General features: G+C 39.6%; 19 protein-coding genes, 2 other RNA genes and 1 riboswitch. Of the genes, 19 read left to right on the top strand and 2 right to left on the bottom strand.

Going from position 1 to position 20,048, the window contains the following annotated elements; all coding sequences use genetic code 11:
- Nucleotides 1–94: 94 nt before the first annotated feature.
- Together ffs and rnpB are read right to left on the bottom strand one after the other, a co-directional pair.
- An RNA gene (gene ffs / locus CHI06_RS15380) (signal recognition particle sRNA large type) lies at nucleotides 95–360 on the bottom strand.
- 58 nt (nucleotides 361–418) lie between these two features.
- Nucleotides 419–802: RNase P RNA component class B (rnpB, locus tag CHI06_RS15375), an RNA gene on the bottom strand.
- A 196-nt stretch (nucleotides 803–998) separates the two neighbouring features.
- Here rnpB and CHI06_RS15370 point away from each other — a divergent pair.
- The 19 genes from CHI06_RS15370 to CHI06_RS15280 all read left to right on the top strand — a co-directional run bounded on the left by CHI06_RS15370 (nucleotide 999) and on the right by CHI06_RS15280 (nucleotide 19,952).
- The gene (locus CHI06_RS15370; protein WP_095249510.1) at nucleotides 999–1,373 is read left to right on the top strand and encodes a DoxX family protein; all 375 of its coding nucleotides are present in this window, start codon (nucleotides 999–1,001) and stop codon (nucleotides 1,371–1,373) included.
- A gap of 245 nt (nucleotides 1,374–1,618) precedes the next feature.
- Nucleotides 1,619–1,726: riboswitch (SAM riboswitch) on the top strand.
- Between the two features lie 188 nt (nucleotides 1,727–1,914).
- Complete coding sequence (locus CHI06_RS15365; RefSeq protein WP_095249509.1) at nucleotides 1,915–2,934, top strand: BMP family protein; 1,020 nt, start codon at nucleotides 1,915–1,917, stop codon at nucleotides 2,932–2,934.
- 63 nt (nucleotides 2,935–2,997) lie between these two features.
- Nucleotides 2,998–4,536 carry an ABC transporter ATP-binding protein gene (locus CHI06_RS15360; RefSeq protein ID WP_095249508.1) on the top strand — a complete coding sequence of 513 codons (1,539 nt, stop codon included), beginning with the start codon at nucleotides 2,998–3,000 and terminating at the stop codon, nucleotides 4,534–4,536.
- Nucleotides 4,502–5,578, top strand: coding sequence for an ABC transporter permease (locus CHI06_RS15355; protein ID WP_095249507.1), 1,077 nt, complete (start codon nucleotides 4,502–4,504; stop codon nucleotides 5,576–5,578). The genes CHI06_RS15360 and CHI06_RS15355 overlap by 35 nt, the downstream gene beginning before the upstream one ends.
- A complete protein-coding gene (locus CHI06_RS15350; RefSeq protein ID WP_095249506.1) occupies nucleotides 5,565–6,482 on the top strand; it encodes an ABC transporter permease in 918 nt (305 codons plus the stop codon). Before CHI06_RS15355 ends, CHI06_RS15350 begins: the two co-directional genes overlap by 14 nt.
- A gap of 17 nt (nucleotides 6,483–6,499) precedes the next feature.
- Complete coding sequence (locus CHI06_RS15345) at nucleotides 6,500–7,162, top strand: sulfite oxidase-like oxidoreductase (protein ID WP_095249505.1); 663 nt, start codon at nucleotides 6,500–6,502, stop codon at nucleotides 7,160–7,162.
- Nucleotides 7,134–7,883, top strand: a complete 750-nt coding sequence (locus tag CHI06_RS15340; RefSeq protein ID WP_095249504.1) for a nucleoside phosphorylase — start codon at nucleotides 7,134–7,136, stop codon at nucleotides 7,881–7,883. Before CHI06_RS15345 ends, CHI06_RS15340 begins: the two co-directional genes overlap by 29 nt.
- Before the next feature lie 226 nt (nucleotides 7,884–8,109).
- On the top strand, nucleotides 8,110–9,039 hold the full coding sequence (locus CHI06_RS15335) for a DMT family transporter (RefSeq protein ID WP_095249503.1): 930 nt from the start codon (nucleotides 8,110–8,112) through the stop codon (nucleotides 9,037–9,039).
- Nucleotides 9,040–9,300: 261 nt separating this feature from the next.
- Nucleotides 9,301–9,837: a VUT family protein gene (locus tag CHI06_RS15330; RefSeq protein WP_095249502.1), complete on the top strand. Its 537-nt coding sequence runs from the start codon at nucleotides 9,301–9,303 to the stop codon at nucleotides 9,835–9,837.
- A gap of 138 nt (nucleotides 9,838–9,975) precedes the next feature.
- Nucleotides 9,976–10,680, top strand: a complete 705-nt coding sequence (locus CHI06_RS15325; RefSeq protein ID WP_095249501.1) for a YwaF family protein — start codon at nucleotides 9,976–9,978, stop codon at nucleotides 10,678–10,680.
- Nucleotides 10,681–10,820: 140 nt separating this feature from the next.
- A complete protein-coding gene (locus tag CHI06_RS15320) occupies nucleotides 10,821–11,480 on the top strand; it encodes an HAD family hydrolase (protein ID WP_095249500.1) in 660 nt (219 codons plus the stop codon).
- A gap of 564 nt (nucleotides 11,481–12,044) precedes the next feature.
- Nucleotides 12,045–12,758 carry a FadR/GntR family transcriptional regulator gene (locus CHI06_RS15315; RefSeq protein WP_095249499.1) on the top strand — a complete coding sequence of 238 codons (714 nt, stop codon included), beginning with the start codon at nucleotides 12,045–12,047 and terminating at the stop codon, nucleotides 12,756–12,758.
- Nucleotides 12,759–12,800: 42 nt separating this feature from the next.
- On the top strand, nucleotides 12,801–13,778 hold the full coding sequence (locus CHI06_RS15310; protein ID WP_095249498.1) for a fumarylacetoacetate hydrolase family protein: 978 nt from the start codon (nucleotides 12,801–12,803) through the stop codon (nucleotides 13,776–13,778).
- A gap of 178 nt (nucleotides 13,779–13,956) precedes the next feature.
- Nucleotides 13,957–15,126 carry a bifunctional 3-(3-hydroxy-phenyl)propionate/3-hydroxycinnamic acid hydroxylase MhpA gene (gene mhpA, locus CHI06_RS15305; protein WP_179292638.1) on the top strand — a complete coding sequence of 390 codons (1,170 nt, stop codon included), beginning with the start codon at nucleotides 13,957–13,959 and terminating at the stop codon, nucleotides 15,124–15,126.
- 123 nt (nucleotides 15,127–15,249) lie between these two features.
- Nucleotides 15,250–15,543: a hypothetical protein gene (locus tag CHI06_RS15300; protein WP_095249496.1), complete on the top strand. Its 294-nt coding sequence runs from the start codon at nucleotides 15,250–15,252 to the stop codon at nucleotides 15,541–15,543.
- 216 nt (nucleotides 15,544–15,759) lie between these two features.
- Nucleotides 15,760–16,644 (top strand): VOC family protein, encoded by an 885-nt coding sequence (locus CHI06_RS15295; RefSeq protein ID WP_179292637.1) that lies wholly within the window; start codon nucleotides 15,760–15,762, stop codon nucleotides 16,642–16,644.
- A 133-nt stretch (nucleotides 16,645–16,777) separates the two neighbouring features.
- Nucleotides 16,778–17,986: an acyl-CoA dehydrogenase family protein gene (locus CHI06_RS15290; protein WP_218833103.1), complete on the top strand. Its 1,209-nt coding sequence runs from the start codon at nucleotides 16,778–16,780 to the stop codon at nucleotides 17,984–17,986.
- 195 nt (nucleotides 17,987–18,181) lie between these two features.
- Nucleotides 18,182–18,685, top strand: coding sequence for a flavin reductase family protein (locus CHI06_RS15285; RefSeq protein ID WP_095249494.1), 504 nt, complete (start codon nucleotides 18,182–18,184; stop codon nucleotides 18,683–18,685).
- Nucleotides 18,686–18,773: 88 nt separating this feature from the next.
- Entirely contained in the window at nucleotides 18,774–19,952 is a 1,179-nt protein-coding gene (locus CHI06_RS15280) for an acetyl-CoA C-acetyltransferase (protein WP_095249493.1), read from the top strand.
- Nucleotides 19,953–20,048 lie beyond the last annotated feature (96 nt).

Below are 20,048 nucleotides of genomic sequence, written 5' to 3'. Positions count from 1 at the left end.
TTGGATACTGCTTGGCACTTTTTTGAATCTAATTATGTTCCAGTGAGATTAGACCAAGAGAACCGTCCCTATGGTCTCTGGTTCTTATGTAAAACCGTGCACCTGCCATTGATTGGACCAACCAAGCGTTACTTGTGAAATCTAGCTCAAACTAGGCGATCCTCCGGCACATAGATAGGACTACTTATGGCTGCTTCCTTCCGGACCTGACCAAATTCATAGGTTTCCATTGCGTAGGACCCAGTTGTCAACACTATTTTCACAAGGCAGACCTTACATGATTCAACCTAAGGCAGGAATTCAACCCCGCTATGGCGGATTGCGGGTTACAGGGCACCGCCAACTCCCCGTCTAGCACGGTATGTATAGGCTAGACGCTTGCTTATGTGTAATATTTTATTAAACCGGCGTATGAAATGGCTGTAAGCCAGGTTCTGTTCCTGCGTGCTCAAACGATGCCAATCTCGCACAACAGGTGTAATCATATGACTATCGGTCACGAAGACCAATCCATCCGTTTGGTTCATTTCCCGCAGGATGGTGCCCCTACCAAAGTTTGGGTTGCTCGCTCGTGGGGTTTACCCGTTCCATTTCTCCTGTTTCCAGAAGAATTCGTCACTGTGGCACTTTCAGGGTACTCAAAGCATATCCAAAAAGGACTTAGCATAATTTCCCCGCCGTCAGCAGAATCGAGTCTGCTGCCCACCTTTGCAGATGGCACGAACACTCCGGGCATCTCAGCACCGGGCGAGCCTGGACTTTCCTCAACTCATGTATACATGAGCCGCGATTACTCACCATTTCATGTTTGTTTTTCTCGACTACGATAATGAATATATCATGTGAAAGGGACTGTGGTCATTAGGAGGGTGTTCCCATAGGTGGAATAATCAGGTAATAAAATGAATGTAAAATCTTAAATAAGACGGAATATTCTAATAAATATTCGTATATATGTATAGAGAAAGTAACTAACCTAATGAAGGGATGATGTCTGAATGGATTGGCTATGGCTGGTTGGTCGGGCAGTATTTGGTCTTTATTTTGCTTATTCTGGTCTAAATCATTTCATCCAATTTCAAGGTTTGAAGCAGTATGCATCATATAAGAAGGTCCCAGCACCAGGGCTCTCTGTTGCCGTAACCGGGTTAATGCTCCTAGCTGGAGGATTGAGTATTCTAACGGCCTATTGGATTGAATGGGGCTTGTATTTGTTAGTAATATTCCTCGTTCTTTCAGCTTTTATCATGCATAATTTCTGGAAGGAAACAGATCAAAATGCAAAAGTAGGCGAGATGAATCAATTCCTAAAGAATATTGCATTAGCTGCAGCTACTTTAATGTTACTCTCTATCACAAATTGGACTTGGTAAATAAATTAAGGTTTGAACTGTGTTCTAATTATAATTATTATAAAAGCCTACTTACCTTCCGAATATTGGAAGGATGAGTCGGCTTTTTTTAGATGAAAACTTAAAGAAGTTTTAAAATCATTATTAAATGAATATTTAAAATGTATTGTAATTATAAAATTTTTAAAATATAATAAATTAAGTTTTTAATATTACTTAGATGTTTATATTGTTTATCTAAAAATACCTGATATTACATATTGTTTACCTTATTAAGAGAGGCAGAGGGACTGGCCCGATGACGCCCGGCAACCGCTATTTTTAATAGTATGGTGCCAAATCCTACAGAACGAGTGAGTTCTGAAAAATAAGGAAGAGTAAATACATAAACCCTCTTCCTTTTTTCGGAAGAGGGTATTTTTATTAGGTGATAAAAGAAAAACACGAACAATTCATTAAAATACTTTAAAAATGTTCGATATTTGTATTGCTATATTTAAATGTTTTTAGTAAATTAATAGACAAATAGTAATAAAAACGAATATATTACAGGGGGAACATCATGAGAAAACTACTTTCACTTTTCGTAGTGGCTTTAGTCCTGCTCGTCGCAGGATGTGGAGCAGAGGAATCAACAGGTAAAGAAGAAACATCATCAAAAGAGGGTAAGAAGAAAATTGCTCTTGTTCTGCCTGAGAAAATCGGTGTAAACCCATTCTTCCAGCAAATGGATGAGGGTGCGAAACAAGCGGCAGAAGAATTTGGCGTTGAATTAAAAACAATCGAATCTACTGATCATTCTGCTATCGAAGAGAATATTCGCGTAGCTGTAGCAGAAGGATATGATTTAATCATTACATCTTCCTTTGAATCAGAGGATGCATTGAAAAAGGTAGCAACAGAAAATCCGGATCGTCAATTTGCAATTATTGATACCGTTGTAGACCTTCCAAATGTACAAAGTGTAAATTTCCGAGAGCACGAAGCGGCGTTCCTACTAGGAGCTGCAGCAGGTCTTTCTACCAAAACCGATAAAGTTGGTATGGTAGTGGCAATGGATATTCCACTTATGAAAAAATGGACAGTTGCGTTTGAACAAGGATTAAAGGAAACCAATCCAGCTGCAGAGTTTATTGTAAACTATGCAGGAAGCTTTTCGGATCCAGCAAAAGCGAAGGAATTAGCACTGTTACAAGCTTCTAAAGGAGCAGATTTCGTAGCAGGCGCTGCTGCAGTCGGCGACCTAGGTGTTTTTGAGGCAGCAAAAGAACAAGGATTCTTTACTTCTGGCCAGGACGTTGACCGTACAGAGGTTGATCCAGAGCATGTCGTTCTGTCACAGCTTAAAGGGACAGACGCGGCGGCATATGAAACGGTAAAAGCATTTGCAAATGGCAATTTTAAATCAGGTATTGTCGAGTATGGTTTGAAGGAAAAGGGTGTTGGCTTAACATATGTAACACATGAAAGCAAAACTCCTCTTAACACCTTTGTTGGACAAGAAGTTATTGACCAAGTAAAAGCACTTCACGAAGAAATTGTTACTGGAAAAAGAGAAATCAAAAATCCATTAAGCAATTAATCTGAAAAAAGTAAACCGACTGCACATTGTAGTCGGTTTCGATTTTTAAAGGGGTGGAAAACCATGACCTATGTGTTAGAAATGAAGGAAATGAGCAAAAAGTACGGTGAGTTTCTTGCGAATGACAGGATTTCAATACATCTGAAAAAAGGAGAGGTTTTGGCCATTGTCGGAGAAAATGGTGCCGGCAAAACGACCCTCATGCGGATGCTTTACGGTCTTGAACAGCCGACTAGCGGGGAAATAGTACTCAATGGTAAAACCGTCAAATTTTCGGGACCGCTGGATGCGATTGAAAATGGAATCGGTATGGTCCATCAGCACTTTATGTTATTTTCTGATTTTTCCGTAACAGAAAACATTGTGATTGGTCATGAACCGAAACGAAATGGTTTCTTTAATAGAAGTGTCGCGGCAGAAAAAGTGAAGGAACTCAGCGAACATTATAAAATCAACGTCAATCCATTGAAAAAAGCAGGGGATTGCTCGATAGGTGAACAGCAGCGAATTGAAATATTAAAAGTGTTATATCAGGGTGCAGATATTATTATTCTCGATGAACCAACAGCAGTCTTGACACCTCTTGAGGTAGAGGAACTTTTAAAAACAATTCAATTTTTAGCGGAACAAGGGAAAAGTATTATCCTTATTACACATAAGCTGCCTGAAGTGATGAGGGTAGCAGATCAAATAACCGTGTTAAGAAATGGGAAGGTTACAGGAAATGTTTTAACACCAAATACTGATGTCGAACAGTTAGCCACCATGATGGTTGGTCGTCAACTCCAGAAGCTTACCGACCGAATCCAATTGGACGGTGATCCGCTTCTTGTGGTAGAAAATCTTACGATCGGCGGGAAAAATGCGAAACCAATTTTGGATCAACTCTCCTTAACGATACACCGTGGAGAAATTGTCGGGATTGCCGGAGTATCGGGGAATGGGCAGTCAGAACTGATCCAGGCGATTACAGGCTTGAGAAAAATTGATAGTGGCAGTGTACGCTTAGGAGATACAATCTTTTCAGGTAAAACAGTGACTTATAGAAGAAATGCTGGTCTCGCTCATATACCTGAAGACCGTTACTTATGGGGAGCGGCGAAAGAAGCATCTGTAGAAGAGACAGGGTTGATGGGATATTATCGAAAGAGAAATTTCAATCAATCTTCCTTTATTAAACTTAATGCATTTCGCAAGCTTGTTAGAGGATGGATTGACCGATTCGAAATTAAAACACCTTCATTAGATGAAAAATCAGGAAACCTATCAGGCGGAAACTTGCAGAAATTAATTGTTGCCCGCGAACTAGGATTTGAAACAGATTTTCTCATTGCGGCTGAACCTACACGTGGTGTCGATATCGGTGCCATGGAATATATCCATAAAGCCATTATCGAGAAACGAAATAATGGAGATGGTATTCTCCTCGTTTCGTCAGAGTTATCAGAAATCCTGACTTTGTCTGACCGGATTGCTGTGATGTATGAAGGAAAAATAGTCGATATCCTCGATCGAAATGAAGCGACGGAAGAGAGATTAAGTGTTCTTATGGCAGGAGGAAACGAGAATGAAGCTTCAACGAAAACTACAACAACTGCTTAAATCCTTGATACAGCCTCTTATGGCCGTGTTGATTGGGCTTTTGACAGGGGCCGTTGCTATTAGTCTAGTAGGTGCATCTGTTTTGGATACCTATAAAGTCATGTGGGACGGGGCATTCGGAAACTTTTACTTTGTTACCGCAACACTTGCGCGGGCTACTCCTATAATATTGATTGGTTTAGGGCTGGCGATTGCCTTTCGAGCTGGTGTCTTCAATATGGGAGCAGAAGGGCAAATGGTGTTAGGTGCGGTAAGTGCAGCACTTGCTGCTTTATATGTTCCAGGATCAGGAATTATCAAAATACTGGCGGCATTGCTGGCTGGATTTTTAGCAGGGGGCTTATGGTCGCTCCTGGCGGGGTGGATGGAAACTAGATTCAAAGTACAATTATTGATTTCTACGTTACTCTTAAACTATGTTGCAGTATTATTTGCAGGTTATTTAGTTTCTAGGCCGTTTCAAGACAAAAGTGGATCGGCTGCATTAGCACAGACTCACATGATTGATCAGGTGGCATGGCTGCCTAAGTTATTCCAAGGTATGAGTGTTCATATGGGATTTGTTATTGCGATTGTTTTGGCGATTACTCTATATATTATTTTGCGATTCACATCAGCGGGGTATGAGGTAAGAATGCTGGGCTATAACCCATTCTTTGCTGAGTATGGCGGGATTAATAAAATAAAGGTGCTCCTTTTCAGCATGTTTTTTAGCGGCGGAATCGCAGGACTAGCTGGGACGGTTGAAGTCCTCGGATCACAATATCGTTATGTAGAAGGTTCCCTGACCGTTCCAGGTTATGCCTGGACAGGGTTAATGGCAGCCCTTTTGGCAAATTCCAATCCCCTTGGTACAGCTGTAGCGGGGATTCTGCTTGCCGCACTTCAAACCGGCGCAATGGGAATGGAGCGTAATACAGAGGTTCCGTTGGAAATTGCCAGTGTGATTCAGGGAGTTCTTATTCTTTTTGTTACAGCAAAAATCACCATGAATTGGTGGAAAGTAAAGAAGAAAGCGGGTGACATCCATGGAGCTGCTTGATCTCTCCTTTTTTACCTCAGCGATTCGAATGATCAGTCCTATTCTTTTGGCAGCTTTAGGAGGAGCCCTATGTGCTCGTGTTGGAATTTTTAATGTAGGCCTTGAGGGTTTAATATTAGCAGGTGCTTTTTCTGCCATCGTTGGAAATTACTTTAGCGGGAATGTGCTTGTCGCTGTTTTAGTAGGTGCACTGGGTTCTGTACTTGTTTCACTGCTATTCGGTTTGGCAGCCATTCGATTTAAAGCAAACCCAATCGTAGCAGGTATTGCTATCAACTTTTTAGTTCTCGGTTTGACCACGTTTGGACTCCGAGCCATTTTTAATGTAAAAGGTGCCTTTTATGATAAAAACATGGAAGGACTTCCGAAGCTGGACATCCCGGTGATTGAAGGCATTCCGGTTGTTGGGAACCTTCTTTCGGGACATTCACCACTCGTATATATCGCCTTTCTAGCAGCAATAGTGTTGTACATTTTCTTTTACCGTACGGTTACAGGCTTTCGCGTTCTCGCGGTTGGGAAAAATGAAGCAGCTGCGAGAAGCCTTGGCTTAAAGGTTACACTTCTGCAATATGGCGCAATTGTGGCGTGTGGAATACTTTGCGGTTTGGCAGGTGCCCAGCTCTCTCTGGGTCAAGTTACGATGTTTACAGAGGGAATGACGGCTGGAAGGGGCTTTATTGCTCTTGTGGCGATGATGTTAGGTCAGTCTCACCCAATCGGAATCGTAGGGTCAAGCTTGTTATTCGGGCTGATGGATGCGTTAAGTATCAGACTTCAGGGCTTTTCAATGCCAACTCAATTTACAGCAATGCTGCCTTATATTATTACAATCATTGCGATGTTCTTCCTAAAGGACCGCGGGGCAGATTCACAGCTATCTGGGCAGCAAAGCTCTAGGTAAGAAGGGGGAATGAAATCATGAATAAAGCAGAAAGAATTAAAAAGACGAGAGTTCCGGCAGTTGATCCCAAGCTGGCTAATCGACTTCCGCCTGGCCAGGCATTAACAGAACGTTTCCCGATTCTTCATGAAGGAGACGTGCCTGTGTATGATTTGGAAAAATGGAATTTAAAGGTGTTCGGTGAAGTCGACAACGCGGTCGTACTCTCTTATGATCAAATCAAAAAAATGCCTCAGACGACCATCAACGTGGATATCCACTGTGTCACGCGCTGGTCTCGTTTTGATAATAGCTTTACCGGTGTCAAATTCAGTGATTTCCTAAAGGAGATTGGTGTGAATCCTAAAAGTAAGTTTGTTATGTTGCATGCAGACCATGATTATACAGCCAATATTGCTTTGGAGGATCTGCTCAAAGAGGATGTTATCTTGGCCCACTCTTTTGAAGGAGAGCCTCTAACGGAAAAGCATGGCTGGCCGCTTAGGCTCGTCGTACCACACCTTTATTTTTGGAAAAGTGTAAAATGGATCCGAGGAATTGAGTTTATTGACCAAAATCAGCCAGGGTTCTGGGAGCAAAACGGCTTCCATATCAATGGTGATCCGTTTAAAGAAGAAAGATTCTCAGGGGAAGACCTGCCAATACCAGAGGATGAATGGGAGCGAAAAGACTTTGACTAAACAATTGCCAAATTTAAAATTAACATCAGATATCCTGCCAGAACGTGTTCTTGTATGTGGGGATCCAGGTCGTGCCAAGATTATTGCCGATTTATTGGATAATCCTGTTTTACTCGCTCAAAATCGTGAGTATCACACTTACAGCGGAAGCTGGAAGGGGAGTCAGCTAGCCGTAGTCAGCCATGGTGTTGGAGCACCTGGGGCAGCGGTATGTTTTGAAGAACTTATTATGGGTGGTGTACAGTTCATCATTCGAGTAGGAACAGCTGGTTCTTATCAAAAAGATGTTACACCTGGAAGCCTAGTGATCAGTACCGCTGCTGTAAGTTGTGATGGGTTAACGAAACAAATTGTCCCTCCTGGATTTCCAGCAGTGGCAGACCGAAATATTGTTGAGGCATTAATGAATGCGGCAGTTTTAACTGGGGGAGACGTTCCTGTAAATGAGGGGATTACCCTTACACTTGATGCCTTTTATTCTGGAGTTCTTGAATTTCCACATCAGCTTTATAAAAAAGCTGGAGTTCTGGCAGTAGACATGGAAAACTCCGCTTTATTTGTTATTGCCGCTTTGAAAGGGATAAAAGCTGGAGCGATTATGGCCATTGATGGCTATGCGGATGCAGAGCTGCGAGACGAATATAATCCACACAATGACTTGGTTTCCAACGCGGTGGAAGCAGAAATGAAAATAGCGTTGGATGCGATTACGGCATTATAAGTATTAGTTTACGCAGAAACATTAGGATTTGAAAAAAGCCGACTTACCTTCCGCATTACTGGAAGGTAAGTCGGCTTTTAATCCTTCATTTACAATAACAGTGACTCTTTGAAATTATTCTTATATTTTTCTGGCAGTTACTAAAAATATTACTAGTGCATGGTAAGGCTTATTTGAGATAATTATTGCATGTGTTTTATTTTTAGGGTGAATGGAAGGCGAAAACATGACATCAAATACGTTTTATTATTTAGGATTAATCTTCGTATCCGTTGTTTGGGGAATCAATTTTGGGATTTCACGATGGGCAATGGATGTGTTTCCAGCTGAGGTGTTTGTATTTCTTCGATTTGGTCTAGCCCTGCCTGTCTTATTTCTTATTTTAAAGTGGACAGAAGGCAGTGTAAAAGTGGAGGGACGTGATTTGCTAAAACTCGCTATTATTGGATTGATTGGTGTCACCGCGTTAGAAATTATGGTTATGTACTCTATCAAATATACAACCCTTGCTAATGCTTCTTTATTAAATGTTGCACCATGGCCAATCTTTGCTGCTCTTTTTGCACCGTTATTTACTCGAGAAAGAATAAGCATCAGAGTGGCAATTGGCGGCTTTATTGCGTTAGTGGGAGTTACGCTGATCATCCTAGGGGGAAAAGATGGGTTTGATCTCAGTTCTCAGTATATGATAGGAAACTACATTGCTTTAGCTATCAGCTTAATCGGTGCACTATTTAATTTGGCGTGTATGCCGCTGATGAAGAAATACTCACCTCTTCGTGTAACCGCGTGGTACGTTTTATTTGGTTCACTATTTTTATTTCCGTTTACCGTTAATAAATGGAGTGGAATCCAAACGGATAACCTTTCTATCATCACATGGGGAGCCGTTGCTTACAATGTGTTACTTTGCACAGTTGCTGCCTTTGTTATATGGAATATATGTATGAAACATGTAGGCGCAGCCAAAGCAAATTTCTTCCGTTATTTTGTTCCCGCTGCGGCAGCAGTGGCGGGTGCGTTATTCTTTAATGAATCAATTTGGATTACACAAATAGTTGGTGGACTTGTGATTATTCTTGGTTTAGTTTGGATTGGAACGGAGAGAAAACAGCAGATTCCACCAATTATGAAAATCTCTAACTCCAATAGATAAGTAAAATAATAGCTTAATTTAAGGCTTTGCTTAATTGGACCGGTCCATTTGTAAAATGTAAAAGACTATATGGCTATCTTTTTACAAAGTTATCGACATATTAATTAGATAAGTGTAAAATAGGTGAATCCTAAATAAAAATCCGCGTACTGTGGTCGAGGTTGTAGCACCCCTCGTTAAAAAACTAAGACGAAGCAGCATTTCTCTTAGAGGTGCTGTTTTTTTGTTGTTAATCATAGAGAATAAAGGGAGAGTAGTTTTGTGAGAATACTATTGTATTTAGTTTCAATCATTGCTGCAAACGTCGTAACAGCAGCATTCACACCATTAATAATGGGAATCTTTATTGTCCCAATGGGAACATTTTTAATCGGTGCAACATTTATCTTCCGTGACCTGGTGCAAAACAAGTACGGCAGAAAGAAGACGTACATGTATATAGGATTAGCACTGTTTTTATCCGCGGTTGTTTCATCTATTCTCGGTGATACTTTAATCATCGTTTTAGCATCTGCAGTTACTTTCGCGATAGCAGAAACAACGGATACAGAAATTTATTCAAGACTAAAGTTACCAATGAGTTTACGTGTACTTTACAGCGGAATTGTCGGAGGGATCTTGGACTCAGCCATTTTCGTGGTTCTTGGTCTGAGCCCGTTAGGTGCTAACTTCCTTCCTTGGGAAGCCGTTCCATCTGCAATCTTAGGTCAAGTCATTGTTAAAACAATCATTCAAGGGATTGCAGCGCTTATCATTCATCAAACGAATAACATAAGCAAAAATACAGTTGCGAATTAAGTTTAGAGCTCCAAACTCTTTTAATAGAGTTTGGGGCTTTTAATTATATAAATCATAGTTAAACAACGTCTAGTACGGACTGTGGTAGTCATATATTCATATTACCCTTGAATTCTTCAGAAAAGAGGTGTTGTTATCATGTTTTCTGTCACCGGAATGCAGACTTTCACATTCTTTTCAATGCCCCATATTATGACGTTAATTCTCTTTTTTCTAACCTGTTTCCTTTTCGTGTATTTCAGGAAAAATCTTAAATCATACCAAAATATCATAAAATGGACATTATTTACTACATTAGTCCTTTGTGAAGTTTCTTTCCATCTGTGGTTAATCCTAACGAACCAATGGGAAGTGGCGGATCTCCCATTACAACTTTGTTCCCTCAGTACGTTTTTATCCCTGTTTTTATTTTTGAAACCCAATCAAAAAGTGTTTAATCTGTTATTTTTTATCGGAGTTCTTCCTGCCATTTTAAGTATGGTCACTCCTGATATCGTCTACCAATTTCCTCATTTTCGATTCTTAAAATATTTCCTGCATCATTCAGCGATTCCCTTAGCGGTTTTGTACTTTATCCTCTTCGAACGGTACAGAGTTCCTCTCAAAGCTATTTTAACGGGCTTTATTACCTTGAATATCATAGCTGTCCCAGTATTCTTCCTGAATATATTGTTAGACACAAACTTTTTCTTCCTAGCGAGCCCTTCAGAAACAGAGACCTTATTATCATTTTTCGGTAGTGGAATCATGTATTATGTAAACCTTGAAATAGTTGGACTCATCGTATTTATCATCACATATATACCAATGGGGATTTTACAAATAAGGGAAAATAAACTCTAAAATAGAGAAATTTATATTTTCACCACACAGCATTCACATGATGGCTGTGTGTTTTTTTTGTGGAAATGCTGTATTTTATGTGTTATATAAAGTGAGACATGTTATTCTGAGTTGTAATAAAATGAAGGGCTGCTGATGATATGAAGGTTGCAATATTTGATTTTGATGGAACTTTATTTCCTAATGAGACTTTTCCACTTTTGATGGGGCATTTGAAGAATCACCCTCTGCATTTCCAGAAGTATCGGAATTTCTTCCTTAGAATTTTACCGGTATATCTTGCATACAAATGTAAGCTTTACCCCGAACAAAAAATGAAAGAATATTCAATGTGGTCGTATATAGCTGCTTTTGGAACTTCTCCAAAATCAGAGATTGACCAGTTTTTTTCACAAATTGGCGAGAGCATGAGTCAAAACCTAAGTGAGCCGGTGTTACATAGACTTGAACAACATAGAAGGGAAGGCTATTATACTATGCTTGTGTCCGGTGCTTATGAGCCGCTCCTGCACTCCGTTACAAAAAATGTAAATTTTGATTGTATCATTGGAAGCAGCATTCCTTATAATGATGAGAAATTATCTAAGAACGCTTCTATAAAATACATATACGGGGAACGAAAGAGTGATTTCATCAATGCCCATCTGTCCCATAGAGAAGTAGATTGGAAAAATAGCTTTGCATATGGCGATAGTTACACGGACTTAAACGTTCTTGAATTAGTAGGAAATCCTGTTGCTGTGAACCCAGAACCGCGGCTTTTAGAGGTAGCTAATCATAAGAAATGGGAAATCATTTAGAAAAAGTTGAAAATTCGTGTGAAGTGTACAGCTTTTTCGGTAAAACCGTACAGTTTATACAATAAAGCGTACAGCTTGTACAAAAATCCGTACAGTTTATACAATAAAGTGTACAGTTTCTACAAAAATGCGTACAGCTTCTACAAAAAACCATACAGTTTCTACAAATCCATACCAAAAAAGCATTTTGTTGACCACAAAAAACGAGAGCGTATCCACATGAATGGATATGCTCTCGTTCTATTTACAAAATAGAACATACTAGGATGGCTATTTATAGCAGTAAAAAATATACATAAAAAGTTATTAGAAAATTTCATAAGTAGGTTGACGAAATAATAAATATTATTTATTATAATAATCAGATAAATAATATTTATTACATCGAGAGATACTTGTTAGCTATCTTAATCACAAGGGGGTGTTATAGACTTTCAATATAAAATGGATACGCTTTCAATATTGAGTGGAATCCTGTTTTTTACCTTCTATCCCAAAAAGTCGGAATACCATTGTTGTTGTGGTAAGGTTAAAACATAGTAAGGATAGGAGTGTTACCGCTTTATGAAAAATAGAAGTGAACAATTAGTTAGCGAACTTGGACGTAAAATAGTTACCGGTGAGTTAAAACAAGGAGAAATTCTCCCAAAAGTAGAGGATTTAGGTGAAATATATAATGTTAGTCGAACGGTAGTCCGTGAATCCTTTAAAACGTTATCTACTTTGGGGCTTGTGAGATCGAATCAAAGGGCTGGTACAATTGTTCTTCCACGCTCAGAGTGGCAATGGTGGAATTTAGAACTCATTAACTGGGTGCTTGAAGATGAGAATAATCGTGATTTTCTCCTGCATTTAACAGAAGTTAGAATGGGGCTAGAACCAATGGCAGCAGCTTTAGCGGCAGAAAGAGCAACCGAACAGGATTTGGCAAGCATTAAGGATGCCTTCAATCGACTCGAGCAATCAATCGGAGATGAGAAGGCATGGGCCATTGCCGATTATGATTTTCATGAAAGAATCTTATGTGCTTCTTACAACGACTTAATTATCAATACGGTTAGAACTCTCCGGAAAGCGCTCGTCATTAGCCGGGAAAAAACGGTAAGCGCAGCTAAGGATTATCCAGAATCTCCATTTGATACTCCGACAAACGAAGTATTAGAAAGACACCGTTCTATATATGAAGCAATCATGGTGCGTGATGAAAAATTGGCACATGATAAAATGATCGAATTAATCCTGCGGGTTAAAAGGATATTGGAAAAATTATATTCTTAGTTTCACTGAACTTCAAAAACCAAAAAATAGGGGGAGTTAAATGTGGGAATCCAAGTAGTAAGATTTGAAAAGGAAAAGAAAGAACAGTGGGGAGTTGTATCAAATAACCGTATTTCCGTATTAAGGGATACGTATACTTCTTTAGCTCATTTTTTAGAAAAGGGTGTCGAAGAAGCTAGAAAATTAATAGAACAAGGACAAGGTGAATCTCTTTCATTAAATGAAGTGACCATCTTAAGCCCTGTGACTAAACCAGCAAGAATTGTCTGTCAGGGTGCCAATTACTCCTCTCATCGTGCTGAATCTGGTATGGAAGCAGCTCGGCCGCCATATAATATGTTTTTTAGTAAAGCAGATAGCACACTTTGTGGTCCCTATACAGAGATTATTCGTCCGTCTCATGTTAAGTTGTTAGACTATGAAATTGAGCTGGGGCTAGTCATTGGTACGGAGATCTCTTCATCCGTTGAAGTCACTGATGAAAATCTTCACCAATATATTGCAGGGCTTGTAATTATGGATGATGTTTCTGCAAGAGATGTACAACTCTCTGAGGGGCAATGGTTAAAAGGGAAGAGCTACCGTACTTTTGGACCTACAGGACCGTTTTTGTACTTACTTGATAAAGAAGAGGTTCCACTCATACATGATCTAGAATTAAATTTATGGGTAAATGAAGAATTACGTCAATCAGCAAATACGAATCAATTATTATACAAACCTGCTGAAACCTTAACAGAGCTTTCAGAAATTATGAATCTTTCAAAAGGTGATTTGGTTATTACCGGTACAACTGGCGGAGTAGCACTCAGTCTTACTCCAGAGATACTAGGACAACTATCAAGCCATCTGGTCCCTTACGCTGAGAAAGTAGATTTGCTTGTTGAAAGTCAAATCAATAACGGTAAATATCTGAATGATGGGGATGTTATTCGTTGTCAAATAAAGAGTAAAGATGGGAAAATTGATCTTGGTGAACAAGTAAATAAAGTTGTTTCTAGTAAAGTAGCAATTTCTTAAAATTGTATTTTTTCAAAAATGCTGGGATTAAATATCCCAGCAACCTCTAGTTCTTACATAAATAAATTTAACGTCCATGTAGATGAAATAAATCAGTTTAATAGTTGATACGAATGTATGCGTTTACAAAATGGAGATTTTGATTAAATTTGAGAATCTTTGTATAGGGGTGTGGAGAATGAAACTAGAAATGGTTGATGTAGCAATTGTTGGTTATGGACCTGTATCAAAGCTTTTAGCTGCATTACTTGGCCAAAAAGGATGGAAGGTTGGGGTATATGAAAGATTTTCTGAAGCCTATCCACTTCCCCGTGCCGTTCATTTGGATGATGAGGTTGCGAGAATGCTCCAATCAATTCTTCCAAATAGTGAACTTGAAAGAATCTTACAACCAGTCCCTGATTTATATGAATGGCGAAATGCTGAACAGCAATTACTATTGGCCCTCGATTTCTCTCAAGATGGCATTTCAGGATGGCCAGGACATTTATTTTTCAATCAGCCAGAGCTTGAAAAAGTGATGGATGCTGCTTGCCGTAAACTGCCAAGCGTAAATGTACAAATGGGTAATAAAGCAATTGAGTTAAAGGAATTTGAGGATCATGTAGAGCTTATGGTAAAAGACCTGCAGGGGGAAGCTCGTACCATTCATGCAAAGTATGTTGTTGGTTGTGACGGTGCAAACAGTTTTGTTCGTAAAAAAATGGATACTACAATTACGGACCTTGGATTTGCAGCAGATTGGCTTGTTATTGATATCGTTACGAATGAGGATAGAGAATGGAACCCTATGAATTTGCAGCTATGTGATCCAGCCCGCCCTACAACCGTTGTTTCAGGTGGCCCAGGGAAAAGACGATGGGAATTCATGGCTCTTCCTGGCGAGACAAAAGAAGACCTTAACAATGTAGATGTAGCATGGCGCTTGCTTGAACCTTGGAATATAACTCCTAGTAACGCTGTATTAGAACGGCATGCAGTTTATACATTTAAGGCATTATGGGCGAATGAATGGCAAAAAGGACGGCTCCTATTAGCAGGTGATGCAGCTCATTTAACTCCGCCGTTCATGGGTCAAGGTATGTGTTCTGGTCTTCGTGATTCTATGAATTTAGCTTGGAAGCTAGACCTTATTCTATGTGGAAAAGCTGCAGAGTCTATTTTAGAGAGTTATACAGAAGAGCGTAAACCTCATAATCGTGAGGTCGTTGAAGCAGCCTTGTTTTTAGGAAATGTCATTTGCGTAATAGATTCGGTTGAAGCTAGAAAAAGAGATGAGGCATTTTTTACAAGTGGTGTTCCTGAATTTCCGGAATTCCCATTTCTAACAGAAGGTATTCTCTACTAATCAGCTGACGGGAAAAATAAAAAATACACGGGGAAACTTTCATTCCAAGGTCAGGTAAAGTATAGAGGGAAAACAGGTTTATTTGATGATGTTGTAGGAAATGGATGGACGATAATAAGTCCTGTGAATGATCCTAAGAAGGTATTAAGTGAAGAACAGATTTCGTTTTTAGAGGACATCGGTGTTAAATTTATTGAAATCTCAGAATCATCAGAAGACAAAGTGGCAATATCTGATAAAGCTGTGGATGTCGATGGAAAATACAAACAATATTTTAAAGATACTGGTCTTGAAGCGGTTGTGGTTCGCCCAGATTTCTATCTATTTGGTGGTACAGAGAGTTTAGCTGAATTACCAATACTAGTTGAAAATTTATCCAAACAATTTAGTAGATTCATGATTCCAGCAACTGCATAAACACAAATAAATCTTGTTTTTAATACAGCTGCTGGCTAGAGAACAATGGACCGGCATCCATTGTGGTTCGTTTTTCATTTGCTTGGGGGCAAAAGAAAAACGGGTAAGACGTTATCAGACTCTGAAAGTCTTAATTTGAATTATATCATATTCTCTTAAATTACATTTAACAAAGGATTTTCTTATCTATTATTAAATCACATGGAGGAATGGGATATGTCAAAGGTAAAAGTTTTTAGATTAGCGTATGTTGATTTTAATTCAAAAAATGCGGATAGCATGGTGGAATATTATACAAATACAATGGGTTTTCGTATTTCAGAAGAAGTGGATGGCGTTACTTATTTAAGCAACGCTCTTGACCACCATAATATCGTAATTACTCCTTCTGATAAAAAAGGGATTCGCCGCTATGGATACCAATTAGATGGCAATCTTAGCTTAGAAGAAGTACAGGAGCAGCTACACGTACTAGGAATTAACTCTACTATTAAGGTTGATGTTAAACCTGGTATTTCACGATTGATAGAGTTACAGGATCCGGCAGGAAACACGATTGAATTATTTATAGAGATGGAACAAACAACTGTTGGCTTTGGCACTTCAGGGGTTGTTCCTCATAAATTAGGACATGTTGCGTTTTATGCGAATAATTATAATGAAACCATCCATTTTTACAGGGATGCATTAGGCTTTTCGTTTACAGATAAAATCGGTGAGAGCTTTGCAAATTTCTTAACTTGTAATACCGAGCACCATGTCCTAAATATTGTGGCATCAGATGAGACGCGGCTACACCATATTGCTTTCCAATTAAAAGATGCCAGTCATCAGTATGCAAGTTCTGATTTATTGGCGAAACAAGGTTACCCAATTCTTTGGGGGCCATCACGTCATACGGCAGGCCATAATATTGCAACCTACCATTATGACCCTGAACAAAATGTAGTGGAATTGTATACAGACATGGATATATTTATTCCAGAACTCGGCATTTTTGAACCACGTCCTTGGCATGAGGAGCTGCCGCTAAAACCAAAAGTTTGGGAATCACTAAGTGCTTGGGGAACGGAATTTGAAGTGGATTTGGCCAAGGTTTAAGAGAGCAAGATGAATGACTACAACTTAAGCACCAGCTAAAGTAACAGTTCCCAAGATTAATGTCAGTATTATTCTTTTTAAGAATGTGGTTATTTTTATCAATATTAATTTATTCTGAAGGGAATTGAGTATAGTGATCAATGAAAATATTGTAAAAGACCGAACCAATGTGGCCGAGGAACTCGTAAAACGCGCTGCAGAGTTTGTTCCCCAATTACGTGCACAAGGAAAGGAAATTGATGATATTCGTAGAATTCCTGAAGGGACAATTGAAGCTTTAAATGAGGCGGGATTGTTCAATTTGACTATTCCTAAAAGCTTTGGCGGTCATCAAGTAAACATTCGTACATTTATTGATGTTAATTCTGAAATAGCACGCGGAAATGGTTCTGCTGGCTGGGTTACGACTTTAACGAACGTTTGTAACTGGCTTGTGGCTACTCTTTTTCCCAAGGATGTGCAACAGGAGGTCTTTGGAGAAGCTAATGCACGTACATGTGGGGTACTTGAACCAAGAAAATGCGAGGTTCGTCGTGTTGAGGGCGGCTATGTAATTGAGAATGGATTTTGGGGATTTGGATCTGGCTCACTACATGCAAATTGGGCTGCTTTAGGTATTCCAATCGTTGATGAAAGTGGGCAAATCATTGACAATGGTCTAGCGGTCCTTCCAATGAAGGATGTCGAGATTCAAGACGATTGGTACACTACGGGTCTGCGTGGCTCCGGAAGCAATAGTCTTACTGTTAAGGATATCTTTGTTCCTGAACGAAGGGTAATTTCGCTTTCAAAGGCAATTAATGGGGAGTATCAATCAGGTTATTCCGAGGAAGAAACACTTTATCACTCAGCTTTGGTACCTGTCTTAGCACTTGTGCTTTTATCGCCTCCGCTAGGCATGGCTCGCGCTGCATTGGAAATCTTTTTGGAGAAACTACCCAATCGGAAAATTCAATACACATGGCACAACTCGCAGGCTGAAGCGACCGTTACCCATCTAAAAGTAGCCGAAGCTGCAATGAAAATTGACTCCGCACTTCTGCATGTTTACCGTGCTGCTGATGATATTGATAAATGTGCTGCTAGTGGTGAATATATGGATTTTCATAATAGAGCCCGTGTTCGAATGGATTCCGGCTATGCGGTTAGATTATGCTGGGAAGCCATCGATATTCTAGCATCTGAAAGTGGCGGAGGGTTGATTGCGGAAAATAACCTTCTATCACAAATTATACGTGACGCACGCGGTGCTACAAATCACGGAGTTATTGTTCCTACTACAAACCTTGAGTTATATGGGCGAATTCTTTGTGGTCAGGAGCCTAATACGGTTCTAATTTAATTGTTTTTTAGACTAAATGAAAACGAAATGTAATTAGAGTTTTAATAGAAATTAGTTTTTCCAATACCATGAATTGGGATCTGACTAATATCCTAGAAAGGGTAGAAATCAGATCCTTGTTAATTATTCTTTCCAAATTGTTCTGATAAGTAAGGATGAGAAAATCTGATAGATAGTATAGAAGGAGTGAAAAAGATGGAGAAACAAAATCAGCAAAACCTTTTTAAAGAAGTTATGGGAAATTATCCGACTGGAGTAACGATTGTTACGACATGCGATGAAAATGGTAATCCCGTCGGACTTACAGTAAATTCTTTTGCATCCGTTTCCCTTGATCCGCTGCTTATCTTATGGTCGATAGATCATCATGTTTCTTCCTTGAATACTTTTAAAATGGCGGACAGATTTGTCGTCCATGTGCTCGCTGGTGACCAACAAAAGCTTTGTCAACTATTTGCCAGCAGAAATACGGATCGCTTTGGCAACTGCAAGTGGGGCCTTTCATCACAAAATATGCCAATTCTCGAAGATACATTTGCAGTTTTAGAGTGTAAAAAGTATAAGGAAGTCGAAGCAGGGGATCACACTATTTTAATTGGAGAAGTCACTAATATAACGGTTCATGAAAAAGAACCGATGCTCTACCATCGCAGGAATTTTGGTCCAATACCTGCTGAATTCCATGCAGTCCCAAACTGAATAGATAACAAGTTAGGAATCAATACCTAGAGATTAATATTTTCAGAGTCATTCACATATCAAACAGTAAATGGTAGGGGGAGAATAAATGGCAACATATATAGTAGATGGGGCAAGAACTGCATTTGGTTCGTTTGGCGGTTCATTAATGGATGTCAGCGACATTGATTTAGGTGTGGCAGCAACAAAGGAAGCCATTAAAAGAAGTGGAATTCCAGCTTCAGATATTGATGAAATTGTGTTCGGCAATGTTATCCAAACGGGAGAGGCTTCAGCATACTTGGCAAGACATATTGGTTTAAAAAGCGGAATGCTAGAGTCATCAGCTGCACTAACCTTAAATCGATTATGCGGTTCAGGACTCCAGTCCATCGTATCGGGTGCACAGTCCATTGCATTAGGAGAGGCAAGAGTGATCGCTGCTGGTGGAACTGAAAATATGAGTTTAGCACCTCAAATGTTAAAGGGTACCCGCTTTGGTTCACCAAATAAAGCACCTGTGGTAGTGGATATGCTGTGGGAATCACTCATTGATCAATATGGTGGCTGCGGAATGGGAATGACGGCAGAGAATCTCGCGGTAAAATATGAGATATCTCGAAAAGAACAAGATGAATTTTCTGTTTATTCGCAGGTAAAGGCAATCAAAGCTAGAGATAACGGACGTTTTGCAGAAGAAATCGTCCCTATTGTGAGGAAAGATAGAAAAGGAAAAGAATTATTCATTGAGGTCGATGAATATATTAGAGACGCTGTGACTGTTGAGGGCTTATCCAAGCTAAAGCCAGCTTTTAAAAAGGACGGAACGGTCACACCAGGAAATGCAAGTGGTATAAACGATGGTGCAGCAGCCGTTTTATTAGCTTCAGAAGATTATGTCCTAGAACATGATTTAAAACCATTAGCTAAAATTGTTTCTTGGGGAGTAGCAGGGGTTGATCCGAAAATCATGGGGATTGGACCTGTTCCAGCAAGTATAAAAGCACTAAAGAATGCTGGATTATCCTTAGGTGATATTGACTTGTTTGAGTTTAACGAGGCATTTGCTGCACAATCTCTAGCCGTCATCAAAGAGTTAGGGGTAGATAGGGAAAAAGTGAATGTCAATGGCGGAGCGATTGCTTTGGGGCATCCTCTTGGTGCTAGCGGTACAAGAATTACATATTCATTAGCCCTTGAAATGAAAAAACGAAATGTTAAGTATGGATTAGCCTCCCTATGTATTGGCGGTGGCCAAGGCATTGCCATGATTTTAGAAAGGGTATAAAGCTTTAATTATATAGCCGTGAAAATTGGGCTGTTGATTTGTGCTCCACTAAGGAATGCTTCTTTGAATAATCACCGCAGTGACAGGCAGAGACCG

This window comes from Bacillus sp. 7884-1, from assembly GCF_002272245.1.
In the GTDB taxonomy this organism is placed as follows: domain Bacteria; phylum Bacillota; class Bacilli; order Bacillales; family Cytobacillaceae; genus Neobacillus.
Note: the sequence above shows the minus strand (reverse complement) of the source record. Positions and strands in the feature narration are given on the sequence as shown.